Source organism: Paenibacillus sp. JMULE4 (genome assembly GCF_013337105.1).
GTDB classification, from domain to species: domain Bacteria; phylum Bacillota; class Bacilli; order Paenibacillales; family NBRC-103111; genus Paenibacillus_G; species Paenibacillus_G naphthalenovorans.
Genome location: NZ_SGWF01000018.1, coordinates 25,248 through 44,554, shown reverse-complemented (window position 1 = coordinate 44,554; position 19,307 = coordinate 25,248). Strand labels below are relative to the sequence as shown.

Below are 19,307 nucleotides of genomic sequence, written 5' to 3'. Positions count from 1 at the left end.
GGTTATGGAACCTGTAGTCATTCAATGAATTATTATCTTAGCACAGTTTTCATTCATTTTCATTCATCAAAAATTAATCCAGAGCATAATCCGCCTTTGAATGTTCATTATATATAGTGAAAACTTCGTAATCAGGAAAGGAGTACTTTGATGACGACGACGACCATGAATCCTCCGGCTCAAGTGCCGATACCCGTTCCTCCCCGTGTGATTACGACCAAAGATTTGCTTTACCTCAAGGATGCGCTGTCCTGGGAACTGAACGCATTTAAGAAGTTTCATTTTTTCGCCCAACAAACGATCAATCCGCAATTGAAACAAGCGTTCGACAAAGCCGGACAAATGCATCAACGTCATTACCAAAAGCTGCTGACTCACCTGCAGGTGAATAATAACGCCGTAATGGCGAATCTGCCTCGTCCGCAGCAAACGTCACAGTAAAAGGAGGTTGGATCCATGCCAACGCAGCAAGCCCCAAATCCTAATGAGATCGCCAATCCGCAGTCAGGCCAACTGCCGAATATCAAAGGACCGCAGATGAATGACCGCGACTTTTTGAACGACGGCCTCAGTACGTGTAAATACTTGACGGACGGCTTCAATGTCGCTGTCCGTGAAGCCAGCCATCAGCAGCTCCATGACGACATGCTCCAGATCTTGACCGAAACGCACCAGAGCGCGAGAGAGCTGTATAACTTGATGTTCCAGAACGGCTGGTACAAGCTGGAGGCTGAAGAGCAGCAAAAGCTGCAACAAGCGCATCAGCAATTCAGCGGCTATTCCTCGCAATTCCCTTATTAAGCGCCGTCCTCTTAATATCATGGACATAAAACAAGGACACCCGCTCACAAAAGCAGGTGTCCTGTTTTATGCCATCTATTCTTCGTAAATCTTGACCAGCAGCTCTCCTAATTCTTTAAGCGCCTGCTCTTCTTGTTCTCCGTCTGTTTCCAGCGTTACCTCGTCATTTTGGGCAATCCCCAGCGTAAGCATGCTCAACGAGCTTTTTCCGTTTACTTTTTTTCCGTTTTTGATCACATTCACTTTGCACGGGAACGCACCGGCGGTCTGAACGAATATTTTCGTAGGCCGTGCATGAAATCCGGAAGGATTAAGCACAGTAAAGGTTTGGGATTTCACTTGGAATCACTCCTTGTCAGCATTTGAACAACCTCTTTGATTTCATTCTGGCTTCTCATCGCGAGCGCACGCCCGGCGTGAACGGCCCATTCCTCTTGAGAAAGCTCGCGGATCAGCGCCCTGGCGGGCAGGATCGAACCGGCGCTCATGCTGAACTCATGCAGCCCCAGTCCCAGCAGCAGAGGAATCGCCGTGGCATCGCCGGCCATCTCCCCGCACATGCCGACCCATTTGCCTTCCCGCTCGGCCGCCCGAATGACCATTTGAATGAGTCGGAGAATGGAAGGATGCAGCGGCTGATACAGGTACGATACCGTTTCGTTCATCCGGTCTGCAGCCATGGTATATTGAATCAGATCGTTGGTCCCGATGCTGAAAAAATCGACCTCTGCGGCAAAGCTGTCCGCCGCAAGCGCCGCTGCAGGCACTTCAATCATCATGCCTACTTCAATGCGATCGGCTACCGTCTCGCCTTCTTGAATAAGCTTGTCCTTTTCCTCCTGGAGCAGACGCTTGGCCTCCAGCAGCTCCTCGAGAACGGCGATCATCGGGAACATAATCTTCAGCTGGCCGTAACGGCTTGCCCGCAGAAGCGCGCGAAGCTGCGTACGGAATAGGTCCTGCCGGTCGAGGCAAAGGCGGACGGCGCGCAGGCCCAGGAAAGGATTGCTCTCCTTCGGAAGCTCCAGGTACGGGAGCTCCTTGTCGCCCCCGATATCCAGCGTCCGGATCACGACAGGCTTTCCCTCCATTTTTTCGAGCACATACTTGTAAACCTTGAATTGCTCCTCTTCGGTCGGAAAAGAGCTCCGTCCCATATATAAAAATTCCGTCCGGAACAGTCCGATGGCTTCCGCGCCGTTGTCAATCGCCTTCTGCACGTCTTCAACGCTGCCGATATTGGCGGCGAGCTCGACCTGACGGCCGTCTTTGGAGACCGTGGGTTGATCCTTCAGCTTGCTCAGTTCGGCCTGACGGCGGTCATACTGTTCTTTCTTCGCACGATAAGCATTCAGTTCCTCTTCAGTCGGATCGACCACAATACGTCCTTCCGAGGCATCCATAATGACGGTAACCCCCGCCGGAATGTCTCCTGCGGCGGCGCCGACGCCGACAATCGCCGGGATGCCCAAAGAACGGGCCATGATCGCGGAATGGGATGTCCGGCTGCCAATTTCCGTAATAAAGCCCCGCACGACATCCAGGTTAAGCTGCGCCGTATCCGACGGCGAAAGATCCTCGGCTATTATGATGGACTCCTCCGCAATATCTGAAACGGTGGTATATTTCTCTCCGCGCAAACCGCTCATCAAGCGGCCGGATACGTCGCGCACATCTGCCGCCCGCTCCCTTAAGAGCTCGTTATCCATGGCCATCAACGTATTGATAAATGCTTGTGAAACTTCATAAAGCGCGTATTCCGCGTTGATTCCTTCCTGCTCGATGTTATCCATAATGACATCTATGAAATCCGGATCCTCAAGCGAAAGCAAATGCGATTCGAATATTTCGGCTTTCTGGGCGCCGAGCTTCGCTTCGGTCAGCTCCCGAATGGATTCCAGCTCCTGCTTCGCCTGCTCGACGGCTTGCCGGAAGCGCTGAACCTCCTGCCTCGGATCCGTCACGGTACTGCGAACGGGGATATGAGCCGAGTTGTTCAGCCGGTAGACTTTGGCAATGGCCAAGCCGGGAGAAGCGGCGATACCCGTTAACTGATTCGACATGATGTACCTCCCTTACGAATGAACCTGCTGCTTTAATTGATGAACATGCTCCAAAATCAGCCCATGCACCGGATGATTCTCCGGGATGCCTGTATAATGAGTCACCGCCCGGCCCAGTCCCATAGCTTGAATGGTTGACTGCAGTTCCACGGCTTCCGGATCTTCCGTATGATCGAACAGCAGGGCGGCAGCCATAGCCTGTGCCAGATGATTCGGCGTCATTCCCAGCTCAAACGCCTGAAGGGCCGGACGAACCAGCCGGTCGTTCGGAGACAGCTTGCGGATAGGCGAACGCCCTACCCGTATGACCTCATCCGTCAAATAAGGATTACGGAAACGGTCCAGAATTTTATGAATATAGTTCTTATGTTCCTGCGGATCAAAAGCGTACTTCTTCACCAGAAGTTCGCCGGTTTCCTCCAATACCTGCCGAACCTGCGCTGTAATACCCTGGTCCGCCATCGCTTCCTGAATCGTCTGGAAGCCTTGCAGGTATCCGAGATAGGCAGCGCAGCAGTGCCCCGTATTGACGGTAAAAAGTTTGCGTTCAATATAAGGCGTCAATTCGTCCACATAATGAACGCCCTGGATTTCGGTAAACCCCTCGATCATCCCAGAACGGTCAACCACCCACTCATAAAACGGCTCCACCGTTACGTGAAGCGGATCCTCATGATGCTGGATCGGTACGATCCGGTCTACCGCGGCATCCGGAAAAGCTGTATATTGATCCGCTTTGCTGCGCATCTCTCCGCTCAAATGGGAATACACATGCTCCTTTAACTGCGTGCTTCCGCCGATCGCATTTTCACAGGCAATAATATGCAGAGGGGCGTTGGAGCGCGAAAGGCGCTGTTCAATGCCTTTGGCAATTCCTTCGGCAATGTGCTTGAGAATCGCAACTCCGACAGCCGTTGTGACCAGGTCCGCATTCGCAACCGCCTCGGCTACCCTTTCCAGATCTTTTCCGTTGATCGCCGTAACGCCCCTCACGACCGCCGCCTCTTGGGCTTCGTTCGCCAAGGCTACCGTATATTCGCCTCTTTGCTGAAGCAAGGAAACGAGCGTGTCGTTCACGTCGACAAAGCAAACCTCATATCCCGATCTCGACAGCAGCAGTCCGATAAACCCTCTGCCAATGTTTCCTGCTCCGAAATGGACCGCCCTCATGCTTCCATCCCGCTTTCGAAGATCGCGATCATTTCTTCCGCCGTAGATGCTTTAAGGATACGCTCCAGGTTATCGTCATCGGAACATATCATCGCCACATTCGTCAAAATGTCCAGATGATCATCCCCTGCCGCGGCAATGCCCACGACCAGATGCGCTTTTTCTCCATCTCCGAAATCGACGCCCTCGGGAATTTGGACAATCGACAGCCCCGTGGAGCGGATCAGCTCCTTGGAATCCTTGGTGCCGTGAGGAATAGCCAAGCCCCCGCCCATATAAGTGGACAAGGTTTGTTCTCGCTCAATCATTTTATCGATATATTCGACGGAAGCGTGGCCCGCATCGACGAGCAGCTGTCCGGCCATGCGAATCGCTTCATATTTGTCCTGTACTTTGGCATTCAGCTTGACTTTGTCCTTCGATAAAATACTCACTAGATAACCCTCTCCATTTCCATTTTATTTTCAAAAAAGCCTGCGAGCTCATTCGATATAAACTGCCTGATTTGCTCTGTCGTCCCGTTCTCCAGCATCCGAATCATATCCGGCAGAAGCAGCATGGCGCTAATCTCGCTCAGGACTTCCAGACCTTCTTTGGAAAGCTCCCGTGGCCCTAGCATCAGCAAAAGCTCGCGAACCTGCGCGGGATGCTCGGGATCCAGGGTCAGAGCATTGCTTAACCTGAACAAAGACAGCAGCGGCCTTGTGATATGCTCGCTTCTGGTATGAAATAAAGCAAGTCCGGTATCCGGGATGATTTGACTCCCGTATCGTTCCCTCTCAAGCAGCTGCTCGACGACCGGTTCGGGCCTCGCCAACGCCCCGTCCTTGCGGACCTCTTCGCAAGCCTGCCGTAACGTTTGCCGCAAATCCGGGCTATTGGACAAGCGATATACTTCAAAATGATCCATCAGGCAGACCGTTTCGTTTAAATAAGCTTTTAACGATCTTAAACGGTCCAAAGCCGGGGTTCCCCGCAAGGGTTCGGGAAGGTCGGCCGGAGCCCGTTTTAAGGTGATATTTTGAACATATTGCCGCAGTTTCTCCGTCTCTTCTTTGGTCAGCAGAGGGCTCAGCTTGAAGTATTGATCCGGTTCCAGCGGAAGATCCACGGTGGATATGATCAAATCGTAAGCCTCTGCGGGAAATCTGGCCGCTTCGTACCAGGATACATTGTCGACGATGTCAATTTGGGGAAGCTCCTTCTCCAGACGGATAGCCAGCAGCTTTGAGGATCCGATGCCGCTGGTACACACCACGATGGCCCTTACATTCCGGGAAAACTGCTTCAGACGTTCCAGGGACGCCCCGAAATGCATGACCAGAAATCCGATTTCCTCATCCGGCACTGCAAATCCGGTGATAATTTCGTCTACCGCTTGCCTGACATATCCAAACAGATGCTCATAATCTTTTTTGATTTGGGCAAGCAGCGGATTGCGGATCTGCACGCCTTCCCTGATCCTCTGCAATGCAGGCTCAATGTGCTTGATTAGACCGTCCCTCAAGGAACGGTCTTCACTCAACGGAACACCGGTCTGATCCTCTACGCGGCGTATAAGCTTTTGAACGGTCTCCAGCAAGCTCAGATCATCTTGAGGCAGCAGGCTGTTGGTGCGGGTCTCCCCATTTTCATCGAATAGCCCGGCTATATAATCGGCTTCCTCCGGAGGCAAGGAAAGATGCAGTGTTTCGGATAAATGACGCACCATTTGATCCCTGACCGTACCCTCACGGACGGTTTCGCCGGTATCCGGGACTCCCCTTCGGTCCGGCTCGATCGTCTTGCCCTGCCTGATTCGCGTAAGCGCCACGGACAACCGGATCAAGAGATCGGTATAGGCCGCCTCCGACAGCTCCAAGGGCCACCGGTCCTCCATCTGCCATAGCGCTTGCTCCACATCCATCCAATGCTCTTTACCTATCATCGCAAGCAGCCGTCCGGTAAGCGGATGAAGCGGTCCGCTTGCGATTTTTCCGAACAAATCGGAATCATCCAGATGCTTGCGGGCCAGCCGGCATATGGCTTCGCGTTTATTCGCTTCAGATCCGCCGAGAAGCACGCCATACCCTCTTCGCCGCACCAAGGTAAGACCGCTTTTCTGAATCCAATCCTCCAGGTCGTCCAGATCACTGCTGACCGTCGGTACGGTAACATGCAAATCATGCGCCAGAGCAAACAGCTTCACCGGTTCTTCGGCTTCCAAAAGCAGGCAAAGCATCAATGCTTTTCGTTCCTCCGCCGAGAATTCCACTGTACCCATGTGGGAGAGACTCCGTTTGAACTTCTCCAGCTGTTCCGGTTCAGCTTGAATTTGGATGCCGATGCCGGATTTTTTGTGCAGTGAGACGTCATAAGCCGCCAGAATTTCCTCCAACTCCGACAGCTCTCTGTGAACCGTTCTCGTGCTGACTTTGATTTCAGCGGCAATTTCTCCTGCCGTGATCTCATCCTTGCGGTTCAGCAGCAGCTCCAGGATTTGTCGTTGTCGGTTGGAAATGTTCATAACGGACAATCTCCTCTTTTACAAAATGGAGATAACGCCGGCAGAATGCCAGCGTTAAATATACTGCAATTGAATTAGCTTAACCGCTTGACGAGCTCTTCGTATTCCGGGCTCTTCAGGAAGTTGTCGATCGAAATGTGCTCGGCGTTCGGCGCTTGCACCTTCGCGCGATCGGTCAGCGTTTTATGTGTAATCACGATATCCGCGTCCTGCGGAATCTCGCTGATTGCGGTATTAATGACCGTCACTTCAACGCCCGCTTCTTTCATTTTCTTCCTTAAAATGGATGCCCCCATCGCGCTGGAGCCCATCCCGGCATCACAAGAAAATACGATTTTGTTCACTTCGGATTTCTTGTTCTCTGCCACCGCTACTGCTTCGGCCTTACCCGCGTTTTTCATTTGCTTCATCTTCTCGGCAGCCTGCTCCAAATCGCCTTCCTGCTCTGCCTTACGGCTCATTTTGAGCAGAAGCGACGCAACCAGGAATGAAGCGACGGTTGCCGTCAGGACACCCGCCAATACCGGGAACAGCCCGCCTCTGGGCGCCATCGCGATGTAAGCGAAAATACTCCCCGGCGATGGCGTAGCCACCAGTCCGGCTTGAAATAAGGAGAATGTGAACGTTCCGACTACACCGCCTGTAATCGCAGCCAAAATCAGGCGCGGATTCATCAGAATATAAGGGAAATAAATCTCATGGATTCCGCCAAAGAAATGGATAACCGCTGCACCGGGTGCGGATTGCTTCGCCGTACCGCGCCCTACCAGCCAGTAAGCGAGCAGAATACCGAGCCCCGGTCCCGGATTCGATTCCAGCATGAAAATGATCGATTGCCCTGTTTTGGCCGATTGATCCAAAGCAATCGGACCCAAGACGCCATGATTGATCGCGTTATTCAGGAAAAGAACTTTACCCGGCTCAATCAGGATATTAGCCAGCGGAAGCAACCCGGCATTGATCAGGAATTGGACCCCTGCCGCCAAGGTATTGCTGATCACTTGAACGACCGGGCCTACGCCCGTATACGCTACCAGAGCTAACGCGCCCCCGATAATCCCGGCTGAAAAGTTATTGACGAGCATTTCAAAACCGGAACGGATTTTGCCGTCGACCGCTTTGTCAAACTGCTTCAAAACCCACGCCGAGGCCGGTCCGACGATCATAGCCCCCAAAAACATGGGAATGGTCGCACCTACTACGACTCCCATCGTTACCACAGCGCCGATGACCCCGCCGCGGGAACCGTGAATGATCTGTCCCCCGGTATACCCGATAAGAATGGGAAGCAGGTAAGTGATCATAGGATTTACCAGCTTGGCTAGGTACTCGTTAGGAAACCATCCTGTCGGAATAAATAAAGCCGTAATCAAACCCCATGCTATGAAAGCGCCCATATTCGGCATGACCATGCCGCTCAGGAATCGGCCGAAACGTTGTACAGCTACCCGAACCCCGCCGGACGATGACTGCTGCGCCGCAGCTGTATTCACTAGAAAAGCCCCCTTTGATTGTAACTTGCCTTTGCCGCTATTCAGACAAAGGTTTATGGTTTCATCGTAAATCAGGATGACTGATGGTTTCAACCAAAGGAAAAGTTCATTTCGTCATGATTACTGTTGACAACATTTAAGAAGATTTATACATCGCCGCTTGGAAAACGATTCTGTTCCAGTTATACCGCTCCATTTTTATGTAATGTTTTATAACATTTTAATCAAATATATTGTCAAAAAATCAGTTATCTTATATAATTCTCTCATATATGTTAGATAAAATAACATAATTGGGAGTGAAGTTGAGATGAAAGATCAAAAAAGTAAGGTTTCGCGAACAGGATTCCTATTATTTATGACAGCAATACTAACCTTACCATCTTTCGGTATTTCCAGTGCAAGCGCCATGCCTCTTCAACCTACTACTTTAGAGAAGGTGGAAGGGGAATATTATGTTCCGTCAACCGTAGAAAATATTCGTTGGGGGCATTTGCCTAATCGCGACAGCAAACCGGTACTCACCGTTCCTTCCGGAAGTACGGTGACATTCGATACCGTCTCTCATGAGGGCATTATCGAGGACCAGGGACGAAATCCAGTTCAATACTTTGGAGCTCACGGTATTCCTGCGGATCAGGTGTTGGATGATGCCAAGGCGATTGCCGCCTCCTCCATCGAGCATGATTTCGATAAAGACGGTCCTCACATCGTTACAGGACCTGTTGCAGTCGAAGGGGCGGAGCCTGGAGATGTATTAAAAGTAGAAGTTCTTTCATTGCAGACAAGAGTCCCCTATGGCGTTATTTCCAATCGTCACTACAAAGGAGCATTACCTGGCGAATTCCCCGAAAATAAAGGGCGACAAGAAGGGGCCGGCGCTGAACATCCGGAACGGTATAATAACGTATCGATCTTCACCCCTATTGAAGAGATCCATGGTAGATGGTACGGTGTTCTGCCTACGGAAAACAATCAAAAAGTCCGGTTTCCGATCAACCCGTTTCTGGGTATCATGGGTGTGGCCCCCGACTCGAGTGAAAAAATAAATTCGGTGCCTCCATCCGAAACGGGAGGCAACATCGATATTAATGAATTAGGTGTAGGCTCGACGCTTTATCTGCCTGTTAAAGTCAACGGCGCCCTTTTCTATACCGGCGATCCTCACTTTGCACAAGGGGACGGCGAAGTCGCTTTAACCGCTTTAGAAGCTTCCCTGCGTGGAACCTTGCGTTTAACCGTACTTAAAAAGGGAGATCCGTCCATTCCCCGCAACGGCGAATTCACCCAGCCTTTTGCCGAAACGGATGATTACTGGATTCCGATCGGACTCGATCCCGATCTGGATGAAGCCATGAAAGAAGCGGTTCGCGAATCGATTGCCTTCCTGTCGGAAAAGCTGGGCATGAGCCGCGAAGTGGCTTACGCTTATCTCAGCGCCGCCACAGATTATGAAGTATCTCAGGTTGTGGACCGGACCAAGGGAATACACGGTCTCATTCGTAAGACTGATTTTCTGGAGTCTCTAAGCATCCATGTGAATGTCAACGGGAAACACATCTCCCCTACTGTAATGAACAACGATAAGTTCTATGTCCCTCTTCGCGACATTGTCGAAGAATTAGGCGGAACGGTAGCGTGGGACAGCGCGACAAGATCGGCCGTCGTCACTTTGCAGGGTAAAAGCATAACTGTGAAGAACGATTCCAACCTATATCATGTTGACGGCAAAGAGATATATAATGAAGGAATACCGCACATCATCAATGAGAAAACGATGATTCCCGTGAAAACGGTCCGGGACATTCTCGGGGCTTACGTCAATTGGACAACATCGGGCAAAGAACTACATGCAGCCGTTGCGCTGAGCAGTAAATAAACCATCCCTGCGTGCCGACACGTTGAAAGGCTGGCACGGCGGTTACATAACAAACAGACCCTCCGTTTCGGAAGGTCTGTTTTGTTGTGCTGTTCAAAATAAAATTTTTCAAGCCAATGGATATAGACAAGTGCCCTTTTTTTCGTTTCTGCATATTGTAGAGTAAGTTAACAAAGGAGGAACAAAGATGACTCAGGAAAACCCATCCGTAATACAACCGGCAGATGCAGCCGAATTCGATTACCCTGCGCAGCAGGCTCAATTTGATGCGCAAGCTTATGCCCCTTATTATGACTACTATCAGTACGGTTATCCTTATCGCGACCACCACTATCATCATGCTCATGTTCATCATGGCTATTTTGACGGCTTCCATCCTGGCTGGTACAGTCCGTGGCAACACCACGGTCACTACGATCCCTGGTTCTATCACCATCCTTGGACGCATCACCACCAACATCAACATCATCCTTGCTCTTATCCGGTTCATTATTAATCACGTACAGAAGGACAGCCCGAATGCCGTGTGCATTCGGGCTGTAATTTATGTTTTTCCGCCTCTCTCAACCATGCAATCCGCCCGATAATCGGGGGCGATCACGATAAGGGCCGACCGGAACTTGAATCAGGCTCGTTCGTCCTTGCCGAGCCATATGGTAGACCTCGTCACACAAGCTTACATCATATCCGAGAAGCGGATGCCCGCCCATCCCCAAGGCGAACGCCGCGAGCAGCAGGCGCTGAACGAGCATCCCCGCTTCCATCTGTTGGACACGATACCCCCGGTACCCCAGTGCCGAATGAAGATGGTCCTTGTCTCCCGCCACATGCAGGCATAACGGGACTTGGTACAGGTTCACATTGTCCAGGGACATCCCCTGCTGCAGCCAAAGCCGATGGTCCCCGGGACGAACCTGACTGAGCACATGACGAACACTGTCATAGCGGTAAGCGCCGTCCGGGATGCCCTCAACGCCGTATAAACAACAATACAGGACGACGCGAGGCGCGGGGTCCTCACAGTTTCCATCCAAATCATTGCGATATCCGTAAGATTCCGCCGCCTCCCGCAGCAGCGCGGCCAAATTCGGCTCGCTTACCCGTCCCGTCACAAAATCCATTTCCGGCGAATAGCGCTTTTTGCAGACCGCTGCCAGATCATACGAAAGCCGCCGGACAGGGGATAATTTTACCGTCGGGCCCTCACCTGCATCGTCAGCTGTCCACTCTTTTCCGATCCGCCGAAACGACCGGGGCGACTCCATCAAGGACGCTTCGTTCATCCGGACCAGCATCGGATAACCCCTGATCCTCTGTGACCGGACATAGTGCCGATGCCAAACTGCCGGCAGCTCCCGGCACAGTTCGGCCGTCGAAACCATCGCATCTCCGTCCCCGCGGTTTGCAAACCATGCGATGTCAGGATCGGACGACAGAGGAATCACCGCATACACACTTTCCTCCCATTCGGATAGCCCGAGCAGATGGTTCACCGCCCGATCAAGAAACTGGAAATACACCCCCGAGGAAACACCGAACCGTTTAGCCACCTCCAGCAGTTGTCCGATCAGCACGCCGGCATCCAGACCCTGCAGCCTGTAGCCAAAGTTATGGTATTTAAAGAAGTTTTTCCAAAACAGGGTTGAAACAAATACCATACCGAAACAAGCCGACACGTCACAATGGCTGCCCAGAGCCCTGGCCAGATAAGAATCGAAATGGCCTTCGCGCAGGAGCACCAAACGGTGATGTGCCGCATCGTAGTGATATACCCCGGCAGGCAAGTCTTCCAGCTTCAGATATATGTATAATTCGTTGGGATATAACCCGCCGCCGGAGGGAATAAACCGGCGCTTAAACAGCATGGAGCTTACCGCCTGATGCTCGGAATTGAAAGGCAGAATGGACTGGCACACTTGTGTGAGCCCGAATGCATACCAAAGAAAATGGCCGATTTCGCGAAGACCTGCCTTTCCTGACTTTTGCCGTCCTTCGAGCGTCAGCGGCACTTCCGGAGATAAGGGCACCTCCGGCAAACCGCGGTAAAGCTTATAGGAAAGCGGCGCATCCTCCCAATCCGTCTCCCAGTCCGGAGGCCTCGCCCTATCCGTGTCATAATGCAGATGGTGTATAAAAGCATCCAGGTTCATCCTCCTCACTCCTCTTCACGGATTATGGAAACGGATGCGGATGCGGATTGAGCTGTTCCGGCTCTAGCGGCTGCTTGGCATATCCCAGCTCCACCGGTACGGTGAATACCCGTTCCAGTCCCGTCAAACGGGTAAGATGATGACCGAACGTCATAGGGAGCATCCCTGGAATCAATACTTTCACACAGTACAATCCGTTTCGCCTTAACTCCGGTGCAGTCTGATCCACCACGATCACATCAAGATTCAAGTCGTGAAACACCTGAAGAATGTCCTTCAAATCATCGGTCAAATCCGCAGATCCCGCCTTCGGCTTAAACTCCTCGTCAAAGGTCCGCAGCGGACGATTCTCATCCAGTAAAAACCGCAAACGTTCTTCCGCTTGGGGTAAGCTGTACAGCATGGAATGGTCCTCCATGTGGCGTACCCGAAACGGATCGTGGAGCATTTGCTCAATTTCCTGCCGGTTCGCTTCAAATTTCTCGTCCAGCGTCATCATCATGCCCGAGAGCTCGTGAATCGCGCCTTTCACCGCGCGGATCGGGTCCGGATGAGCCCCGGCCGCGCAGATCAGATTGACTCCGTTGGGTTTCCTGTTTTTCGCGAGCGCCCACACGCTTGGAATTCCATTCTCCATCGTAGCGTTAAATACAGCCACATCATAACCCGCCACCGCCCGCAGACGTCCGATCATCAATTGCAATTCCCGGTCGCCGGCGGAAGAAAGATCAAGCTGTGGAATAGGCAGCTGTGCATACCAGGTCAACAGGAACGAATCGCGCTCCACCACTTCCATGATGCCGTAGAAAACAGCTTCCTCCAGACTGCCTCCCAATGCGCATCCATTGGACGTTTCATGGACAAATTTATCCCCGCACCCCAGGCTGTAATAAGCCAGCATCTCAGGAACCAGGATCGGCCGCTCCTGCCTGAACGAATAGCCCCATACCCAATCGATCGGGCGATCCGGATCAAACGGTTTGAACGGGAATCCGGGCCGCGCATACTGCTGCACATCATATACGCCTACCTTGACGGGATCCAGGGCTTGAGCCTCGAGACGGCGGAAGCTGTCGCGGATCACCGTCCGTTTGCCGCGAGGCGCCACACCGCAGTACCGTTCCAAACCCTCCATAATGCCGGTCAGCTCACTGTCCGCATAGGAATGAGTTCGTCCTCCGCATGCTTCGTCCTGCGAAAACAGCGGCAGATTCACGCTCACATCGGCAAAGGGCGATACGAAATCAACCATTTTCCCATTCAACAAACCTATCCGGTAATCGATGTAGTCCGCGGCCAGAAATGGCTTCAAGTCATCGATCGGACGGCAGCGGTAGCTGTCGGCGTTGATTTTGGGACTGGGCTTTAACGGTATTCGGGCCGCTTCCGGCGTATCGTCGGCCAATCGACCGCAAACCGCACACTGCGGATCGGGTAAAAAGAAATGACGCGAGCTCTTCAGCGTTTGCAGATTAAGCAGCACCACGTTCTCTTCCAGGCCTCCCCGGCCTCCCCGCAGCACCCTGTCCGCCTCCGCCGCAAGCAGGTGCGCCGCCTGCAATAGCCCTGTACGGGATGCCCATGCATCACGCGGCACTCCCCCATGCTCGGCCAGCATTTGCCGCAGTCCCCACATCTCCTTGCGGTCGCGTCTTGCCATCAGATACCGCGAATCCGCACATTGGGAGCATCCCGGCTTTCCCGGACGAACCAACGGTCCCACCATGGCCTCGCCAAAGGAAACGAAGCCGCGCAGCCAAGAGATGCCCGCCGATTGCATCACCTCTTCCGCTTCGTAATGAGCATAAGGCTGCCATCCGTCGTGCAGCACCAGGACCAAATCCGCCGCTTGGGGTGCTCCTGTTTTGAAATCGGACTGACGGACAATCTCGTATTGTGCAGACAGTTGGGAATACACGAAATCCGCCAACAGCCCTTCTCCGACAACCAACACGACAGCGCCGCTCACCGGGACTCCCCCTCTCGTAACGACACGCCGAACACGCCTGCCAATTTCTCTTTCAGAAACGGTTCAACCGCTAGATCAAAGGTCACCAGCTGCTTGCCGTTCCGTGTCAAAAGCTGCAGGGCGGACTCAAGCGTCTCCCGCTGCGCCCTCTGTTCGCACGCCGGGATCGTAAGGCTTAGCGGCTCGGCTTCTTCCCGAAGCACCGGCGAAGCTTCCAACTCCCTCGTGATAGAGCCGGCCTCGGGATGTTGGACATCCAGCAGCGCCCGCTGGAGCGCCTTCCTGAGCGCCAGGGTCACATTCAAGCCTGTACTGCCATACCAGCGGCCGCCTGTACCGACCCAAACCGCGGGGAAACCGGATACTGCCTCTCCCAAGCCGATCGTGGGCGCACCTTGCATTGTGGTTAACGCCTGCAAGTAAAACCGGCAGCGTTCATCTTCTACCTCACTCAGCCTTACCAGGGCCACAATAGGCGGCTGATTCCCTTGGCGCTTGCCCAGCTCCTCGGCCAAGTATTGGTGCAACCCGCGGCAAACGCCCTCCACGATCGTTTCCCCCGCTCCGACGCCGATAAATTCATCAGGTACGAGCAGGCCTGCCATTCGTGACACATAGGCCTCAATTCCCGCCAATCCGGCTTCCCGCCTTGCCTCTTCATGCGTCAGACCCGTAAAGATCTTTTCCGGCAGCAGCCCGGCCGGCCCTTCCGACAGCGGATCAACGGTTTGAATCCGGCACTGAGCGAGCGGAAGCTGCTTCAAGTCCCCTTCCTCCCAAAGATGAAAAATTCCCGACTCTTCCGAGGTTAACAAGCTGAAATAAGTAAGCAAATCGGTCGAATTTCCTTCATCCGTGCTCTCGTCCAACCGCAGCTCAAGATCGTAGATCCTCCGGGCCTCAGCATGTCCGGTCACCAGCGGATGGGGGATGAACGAATGCCAGCTGCCTTCCAATGTCTCCAAATCAAGCAGAAAAAACTTATTATTACGTTCCGGTTCATCCACGCCCGCCACCTTTTTGAACCACTCAAACACGATCACATTCACAAGCATTGCTCCGGCTGTAGGAGAGGGGAAGTGAATCGATTGGTCTTTATTCAAGGCAGACCGGTGGATGCGGCGCCAAGCCGATTCCCAGCAGGCTTCAGAGTCCGGATGCACCTGCGGACCGGCCAGACCTGTCTGCTGCAGACCAATGGCAGAGAGAAATCCTTTTTTCTCCTCTCTGCAAACCGCATGAAGCGCCCGCAGCTCCTCCAGATCGCCCTCCTGCGATACATACAAAACCGAATCAAACGGCCGCACAGCCTCCCGCCAAGAGCTCACCCCCTCCTTCGGCAGGGTGATTTCTTCTACCGCCGCTTCAGGGTCTGTTTTGCGGGCGTGAGCCGCAAGCTCCGTCAACCGCTGCCGGTTGGTCGAAACCAAGTCGGTTATCAGGACATGGAATCGGGGCAACCCGGATTCGAGCAATGACGCGGCCAACGAGACCAACCATGAGCCCGAGCCTACCGCCAACACTTTGGCCTGGCGGTAGCACTGAAAACGGTACGCACCCGAGCCGCCGAAGCTGTTCAAAAATTCAATTTGAGAGGCATACTTTTGCAGAATCGGATCCGGTAATTGATGAGGACGGTCTTCTACAACGCGTACGAAGCCGTTGTGGTACAGCTTTTCTGCGATTTCCACCACCCGGTTACGGTATTCGTCCGGCAATCCGTCCGTCAGCTCCTCCAAGGTGTACTGCCCGTCTAATGCCGGCAGAAGCTTGGAAATCCACTGATCAATCGCGCTGCCTTCCATTCGAAACGAGCCTGAATTATTACGAAAATACACGCTTCCGTTCGAGGCGGGGAGAAAAAAGGTATCCCCTTTTACCTTCAGACGCATAGAAGGATTCAGCTTTGTCATTTCACTCCTCCTTACCGCAAGCTGCTCTTAAAAGCCGTCACTTTCACTCTCATCTTATGTATGGCTATTTGTCCCTCATGCCTGATTTTGTCGAGAAAAACCCCTGCCAGCCGGGCAGCGGCTGCAGGGGCCATTTCTCCTTAAACGGCGACAGTTTCCTTGAGGTAACTAGAAGCAGCGGGCACAGCCTCCGCAGCGAGCGCAGCCTCCACAAAATCCGCCGCAGCGAAACCCGCCGCAAAACCCACCGCATCGGCCAAATCCGCCACAAAATCCGCCGCATCGGCCAAACCCGCCACAAAATCCGCCGCATTGGCCAAACCCGCCGCAAAACCCGCCGAAGCCAACACACAAGCGGGCACTATCGTACTGTGCCTGATTGTCCCAGGGTGTTACCTCGCCCGCCTTGAATTCGGCAACCTGCAGATTTTGAATATCTTTTTTAAAATCATTCATGTTAACACCCTCCGCTAAATTCTATTCATGAGGGAAACCACCGGCCTTGATGGAGACATCCATCAAAGCTTAGTTAGGCCGATCTCCCTTGACAAAATAATTTATGTTAGATCATCCTCTCTTGTTACTGTTTCCAATGCCTACTTGCAACCAAAAAAAACGGCCCTTGTCCCGTTCATGCTTGAGACAAGGCCGTTCTTCTGTTGACTTGAGATCCTTGTTATAACAAGAAAACACAATCATGCGAGGGCATGAATAAAAACCCGCGTTCTGCGGGAGAAGCGCAAAACGCAGGTTTTTCATGTTTCAACCGATCACCAGAAGCCACCGTCAAATCCGCCGCCAAATCCACCGCCAAATCCGCCGCCAAATCCGCCGCCGAAGGCGAAGGGGGATGTTCCAATAGCGAGCAGATCAAAAAGAACGAGAGGGATAATAGCCGACGTTCGAACTTGTTTGCCTTTTTGCGGAGCAACAAGCAGCTTGCCGCCACTGATGCGCACCAGCTTGCCCTGAACAACCGTACCGTCTTTTTTCACCGCATAAATCAGCTTGCCGATCAGCTTGGCTGCATCCTGCTTACGGACTGCTTTTTGCATAGTCGTACACCTCCATATCGTTAGCGTCGGGCTTAAAAGCCCTCCAACATTGGTGTTAACGCTATATCATACGAGGCGCAACCCTTACCTGCTTGTATCCCTGTCCGTATTTCAGACAAAATGTGCCGCTGTCCTAAGCCTTGGGGGCGCTTTGAGGCTTACGCAATCGGCCGAGCTCCATCGTGATCGCTTCAATCTCGCTGATGCTGAACTGGCTTTTACCGGCCACCATTTCATAGATATCGCGCAGATCATCGTACTGTTCATCGTTCAGCCTGGATGCTTTGAGCGCGGCGCCGCTCGCCATACGCAGCTTCTTCTTGATTTCTTCTATCATGAATTCCGTATTTTCCAATGTATTGGCTGTCAAGTTCACCGTGATCACCCTTTCCATTTTGGCGCTTTTAGCATATGCCCTTATTGTACCATGTTTTGTGAACAGACGCTTCTTATAATATAATGATGACGAAATAAAAGTATTTATCCCCCGGCCGGAAGGAGAGCTTCGATGATACATATGCTGCACTTGCAAACAAAAGAACGGGACGAAATGATTGAAATTACCCACCTGGTGTACAATCTCTTAAAGCAGGAAGGACTTGAGGAAGGAATTGCGGTCATCTATTGCCCGCATACCACGGCAGGTATCACCATTCAGGAAAACGCCGATCCTGATGTTAAGCACGACGTTCTGATGAGGCTTTCCGAAGTCTATCCATGGCAGCACCCGAAATACAAGCATGCCGAAGGAAATACGGCTTCCCATTTGAAGGCCATGACCGTCGGTTCGTCGCAAACCGTACTCATAGCCGGTTCTCGTCTGATATTAGGCCGTTGGCAGGGCATTTATTTTTGCGAATTCGATGGTCCTCGCGAGAGGACTTGTATGGTGAAGTTTATGCGGGGGTAACTTTGGAGTTTCAACGTCATGTGGCAGGGGGCTGCAAAGCATCTCCGGATGCCGAGATGACACTATCCTTGCAGCCCTTCGCACAAATATTTGACATGTTGTTCCGCCAACTTTTTGACATCTTCGAACGATTGATTATAACGAATATTATAAGAAATAAATCCGTGCAGTGACATGAACAAGCTCCATGGCAGGCTGTACATCTTTTTATCGCCGTCCGTCCGCTTAGAGACGACTGACCGCACAACAGTTGCAAACAGCTCCAAACACTCCGCCTGCTCCGTCCGTGAATAACGCTGCAGCTCGGGGTCCTTGATCATAAACATGATTTCGTAATGGTTCGGATTCTCCAACCCGAAGCGGATAAATTCAAACATCAGCTTCTCCAGCTGCCCAAGATCCCCTAAGCGGGTGCGCCTCAGCATATCCTTCAGCCGATCCAGCAGCATTCGGAAATCATCGCTAACCAATGCATAGAACAGTTCCGCCTTCTCGCTAAAATGATAGTACAATGCCCCATGGCTGTAACCCATTGACTTTGCGATGCTCCGCATCGTTAATGCATGATAACCGTGCTGGATAAAAAGCTGTCTCGCCTCCTCCAATATGCGCTCGCGACTCAGCTCCTGTGCAACTGCCTTCCTGGCCAAAATTTCCCAACCCCCACTGTGTCATTGTTGTCATGGACTATTCTATATCAGCCGCGCCCCCACTTCACTCTTCACGGAAGCTCGTCATGATCTATATAACGCGATTCCCCTTCAATAATCGTTGCCTGTCCTTGCGTAATATCCGTCATCCAATGGATGAACCGCTCCGTCTCTTCAGCCAGAGGCAAGCAGGTCAGCGTCACTTTGTCGGTGAATGAGGTATCGCCCATCAGCATCCCCCGGTTCCTCAGCTCGTTATCCACTTTGCCGTGCCATGTGTAGTCGATTTCCACCAATACCTCGGTGTGCAATACCTTATACACGGGCTCCGCCGCCGCGAGTCCAATGACCGCTCCATCGGTATACGCGCGAACCAAGCCTCCTGCGCCAAGCAGGATCCCGCCAAAATACCGGGTGACGACTACGGCAACATTTTTCATCCCTTGGTTCTTGATGACTTCGAGAATCGGTTTCCCCGCCGTACCGCTCGGTTCTCCATCATCCGACGCTCTCTGAATCTCATCCCGCTCCCCGATCATGTAAGCCGAGCAATTATGCGTAGCGTTCCAATGCTCCTTCTTGATGCTTTCGATAAAAGCGATCGCCTCGTCTTCCGTCTCCACCGGCTTGGCATAACCGATAAACCGCGATTTCTTGATGACGACCTCCGCCGAACCGAAACGCTTTACCGTTCTGTACTGTGTGAGCATGGTCTTTCAGTGCCTCCTTTATATCTAACCGCCCTGCC

19 protein-coding genes are annotated in these 19,307 nt (G+C 52.5%); 5 read left to right on the top strand and 14 right to left on the bottom strand.

The window, feature by feature from the left end; genetic code table 11:
* The first annotated feature begins 150 nt into the window (after positions 1 to 150).
* Both EXW96_RS20540 and EXW96_RS20535 read left to right on the top strand, forming a co-directional pair.
* Entirely contained in the window at positions 151 to 441 is a 291-nt protein-coding gene (locus EXW96_RS20540) for a ferritin-like domain-containing protein (protein WP_062409872.1), read from the top strand.
* 15 nt (positions 442 to 456) lie between these two features.
* Positions 457 to 801 carry a spore coat protein gene (locus tag EXW96_RS20535; protein WP_062409873.1) on the top strand — a complete coding sequence of 115 codons (345 nt, stop codon included), beginning with the start codon at positions 457 to 459 and terminating at the stop codon, positions 799 to 801.
* 75 nt (positions 802 to 876) lie between these two features.
* Here EXW96_RS20535 and EXW96_RS20530 read toward each other — a convergent pair whose 3' ends face one another.
* The 6 genes from EXW96_RS20530 to EXW96_RS20505 all read right to left on the bottom strand — a co-directional run bounded on the left by EXW96_RS20530 (position 877) and on the right by EXW96_RS20505 (position 8,033).
* Positions 877 to 1,140: an HPr family phosphocarrier protein gene (locus tag EXW96_RS20530; protein ID WP_054818181.1), complete on the bottom strand. Its 264-nt coding sequence runs from the start codon at positions 1,138 to 1,140 to the stop codon at positions 877 to 879.
* Entirely contained in the window at positions 1,137 to 2,864 is a 1,728-nt protein-coding gene (gene ptsP, locus EXW96_RS20525) for a phosphoenolpyruvate--protein phosphotransferase (RefSeq protein ID WP_174351278.1), read from the bottom strand. The genes EXW96_RS20530 and ptsP overlap by 4 nt, the downstream gene beginning before the upstream one ends.
* A 12-nt stretch (positions 2,865 to 2,876) precedes the next feature.
* Positions 2,877 to 4,034 (bottom strand): mannitol-1-phosphate 5-dehydrogenase, encoded by a 1,158-nt coding sequence (locus EXW96_RS20520; protein ID WP_174351277.1) that lies wholly within the window; start codon positions 4,032 to 4,034, stop codon positions 2,877 to 2,879.
* A complete protein-coding gene (locus tag EXW96_RS20515) occupies positions 4,031 to 4,468 on the bottom strand; it encodes a PTS mannitol transporter subunit IIA (RefSeq protein ID WP_062409876.1) in 438 nt (145 codons plus the stop codon). Before EXW96_RS20515 ends, EXW96_RS20520 begins: the two co-directional genes overlap by 4 nt.
* Positions 4,468 to 6,540, bottom strand: a complete 2,073-nt coding sequence (locus EXW96_RS20510; RefSeq protein ID WP_174351276.1) for a BglG family transcription antiterminator — start codon at positions 6,538 to 6,540, stop codon at positions 4,468 to 4,470. The genes EXW96_RS20515 and EXW96_RS20510 overlap by 1 nt, the downstream gene beginning before the upstream one ends.
* Positions 6,541 to 6,614: 74 nt before the next feature.
* Complete coding sequence (locus EXW96_RS20505; RefSeq protein WP_062409878.1) at positions 6,615 to 8,033, bottom strand: PTS mannitol transporter subunit IIBC; 1,419 nt, start codon at positions 8,031 to 8,033, stop codon at positions 6,615 to 6,617.
* A 358-nt stretch (positions 8,034 to 8,391) separates the two neighbouring features.
* On the opposite strand from EXW96_RS20505, the gene EXW96_RS20500 reads away from it, so the two are divergent.
* Together EXW96_RS20500 and EXW96_RS20495 are read left to right on the top strand one after the other, a co-directional pair.
* Entirely contained in the window at positions 8,392 to 9,912 is a 1,521-nt protein-coding gene (locus tag EXW96_RS20500) for an acetamidase/formamidase family protein (RefSeq protein ID WP_174351275.1), read from the top strand.
* A 187-nt stretch (positions 9,913 to 10,099) separates the two neighbouring features.
* Positions 10,100 to 10,408, top strand: coding sequence for a hypothetical protein (locus EXW96_RS20495; protein WP_174351274.1), 309 nt, complete (start codon positions 10,100 to 10,102; stop codon positions 10,406 to 10,408).
* Positions 10,409 to 10,475: 67 nt separating this feature from the next.
* Here the strand turns inward: EXW96_RS20495 and EXW96_RS20490 are convergent, their stop codons facing one another.
* The 6 genes from EXW96_RS20490 to EXW96_RS20465 all read right to left on the bottom strand — a co-directional run bounded on the left by EXW96_RS20490 (position 10,476) and on the right by EXW96_RS20465 (position 17,375).
* Positions 10,476 to 12,062, bottom strand: a complete 1,587-nt coding sequence (locus EXW96_RS20490) for a SagB family peptide dehydrogenase (RefSeq protein ID WP_174351273.1) — start codon at positions 12,060 to 12,062, stop codon at positions 10,476 to 10,478.
* A 22-nt stretch (positions 12,063 to 12,084) separates the two neighbouring features.
* Positions 12,085 to 14,031 carry a TOMM precursor leader peptide-binding protein gene (locus EXW96_RS20485; protein ID WP_174351272.1) on the bottom strand — a complete coding sequence of 649 codons (1,947 nt, stop codon included), beginning with the start codon at positions 14,029 to 14,031 and terminating at the stop codon, positions 12,085 to 12,087.
* A complete protein-coding gene (locus EXW96_RS20480) occupies positions 14,028 to 15,944 on the bottom strand; it encodes a putative thiazole-containing bacteriocin maturation protein (protein WP_174351271.1) in 1,917 nt (638 codons plus the stop codon). The genes EXW96_RS20485 and EXW96_RS20480 overlap by 4 nt, the downstream gene beginning before the upstream one ends.
* 168 nt (positions 15,945 to 16,112) lie before the next feature.
* Positions 16,113 to 16,400 (bottom strand): heterocycloanthracin/sonorensin family bacteriocin, encoded by a 288-nt coding sequence (locus tag EXW96_RS28665; protein WP_074729158.1) that lies wholly within the window; start codon positions 16,398 to 16,400, stop codon positions 16,113 to 16,115.
* A 314-nt stretch (positions 16,401 to 16,714) separates the two neighbouring features.
* Complete coding sequence (locus tag EXW96_RS20470) at positions 16,715 to 16,999, bottom strand: 50S ribosomal protein L33 (protein WP_174351270.1); 285 nt, start codon at positions 16,997 to 16,999, stop codon at positions 16,715 to 16,717.
* A 133-nt stretch (positions 17,000 to 17,132) separates the two neighbouring features.
* Complete coding sequence (locus EXW96_RS20465; RefSeq protein ID WP_054818197.1) at positions 17,133 to 17,375, bottom strand: DUF1128 domain-containing protein; 243 nt, start codon at positions 17,373 to 17,375, stop codon at positions 17,133 to 17,135.
* Between the two features lie 132 nt (positions 17,376 to 17,507).
* Here EXW96_RS20465 and EXW96_RS20460 point away from each other — a divergent pair, with 132 nt between their 5' ends.
* Positions 17,508 to 17,909, top strand: a complete 402-nt coding sequence (locus EXW96_RS20460; protein ID WP_174351269.1) for a secondary thiamine-phosphate synthase enzyme YjbQ — start codon at positions 17,508 to 17,510, stop codon at positions 17,907 to 17,909.
* A 62-nt stretch (positions 17,910 to 17,971) separates the two neighbouring features.
* Here the strand turns inward: EXW96_RS20460 and EXW96_RS20455 are convergent, their stop codons facing one another.
* Both EXW96_RS20455 and EXW96_RS20450 read right to left on the bottom strand, forming a co-directional pair.
* Complete coding sequence (locus EXW96_RS20455) at positions 17,972 to 18,559, bottom strand: TetR/AcrR family transcriptional regulator (RefSeq protein ID WP_174351268.1); 588 nt, start codon at positions 18,557 to 18,559, stop codon at positions 17,972 to 17,974.
* A 71-nt stretch (positions 18,560 to 18,630) separates the two neighbouring features.
* Positions 18,631 to 19,269, bottom strand: a complete 639-nt coding sequence (locus EXW96_RS20450) for a YigZ family protein (RefSeq protein WP_062409884.1) — start codon at positions 19,267 to 19,269, stop codon at positions 18,631 to 18,633.
* Positions 19,270 to 19,307 lie beyond the last annotated feature (38 nt).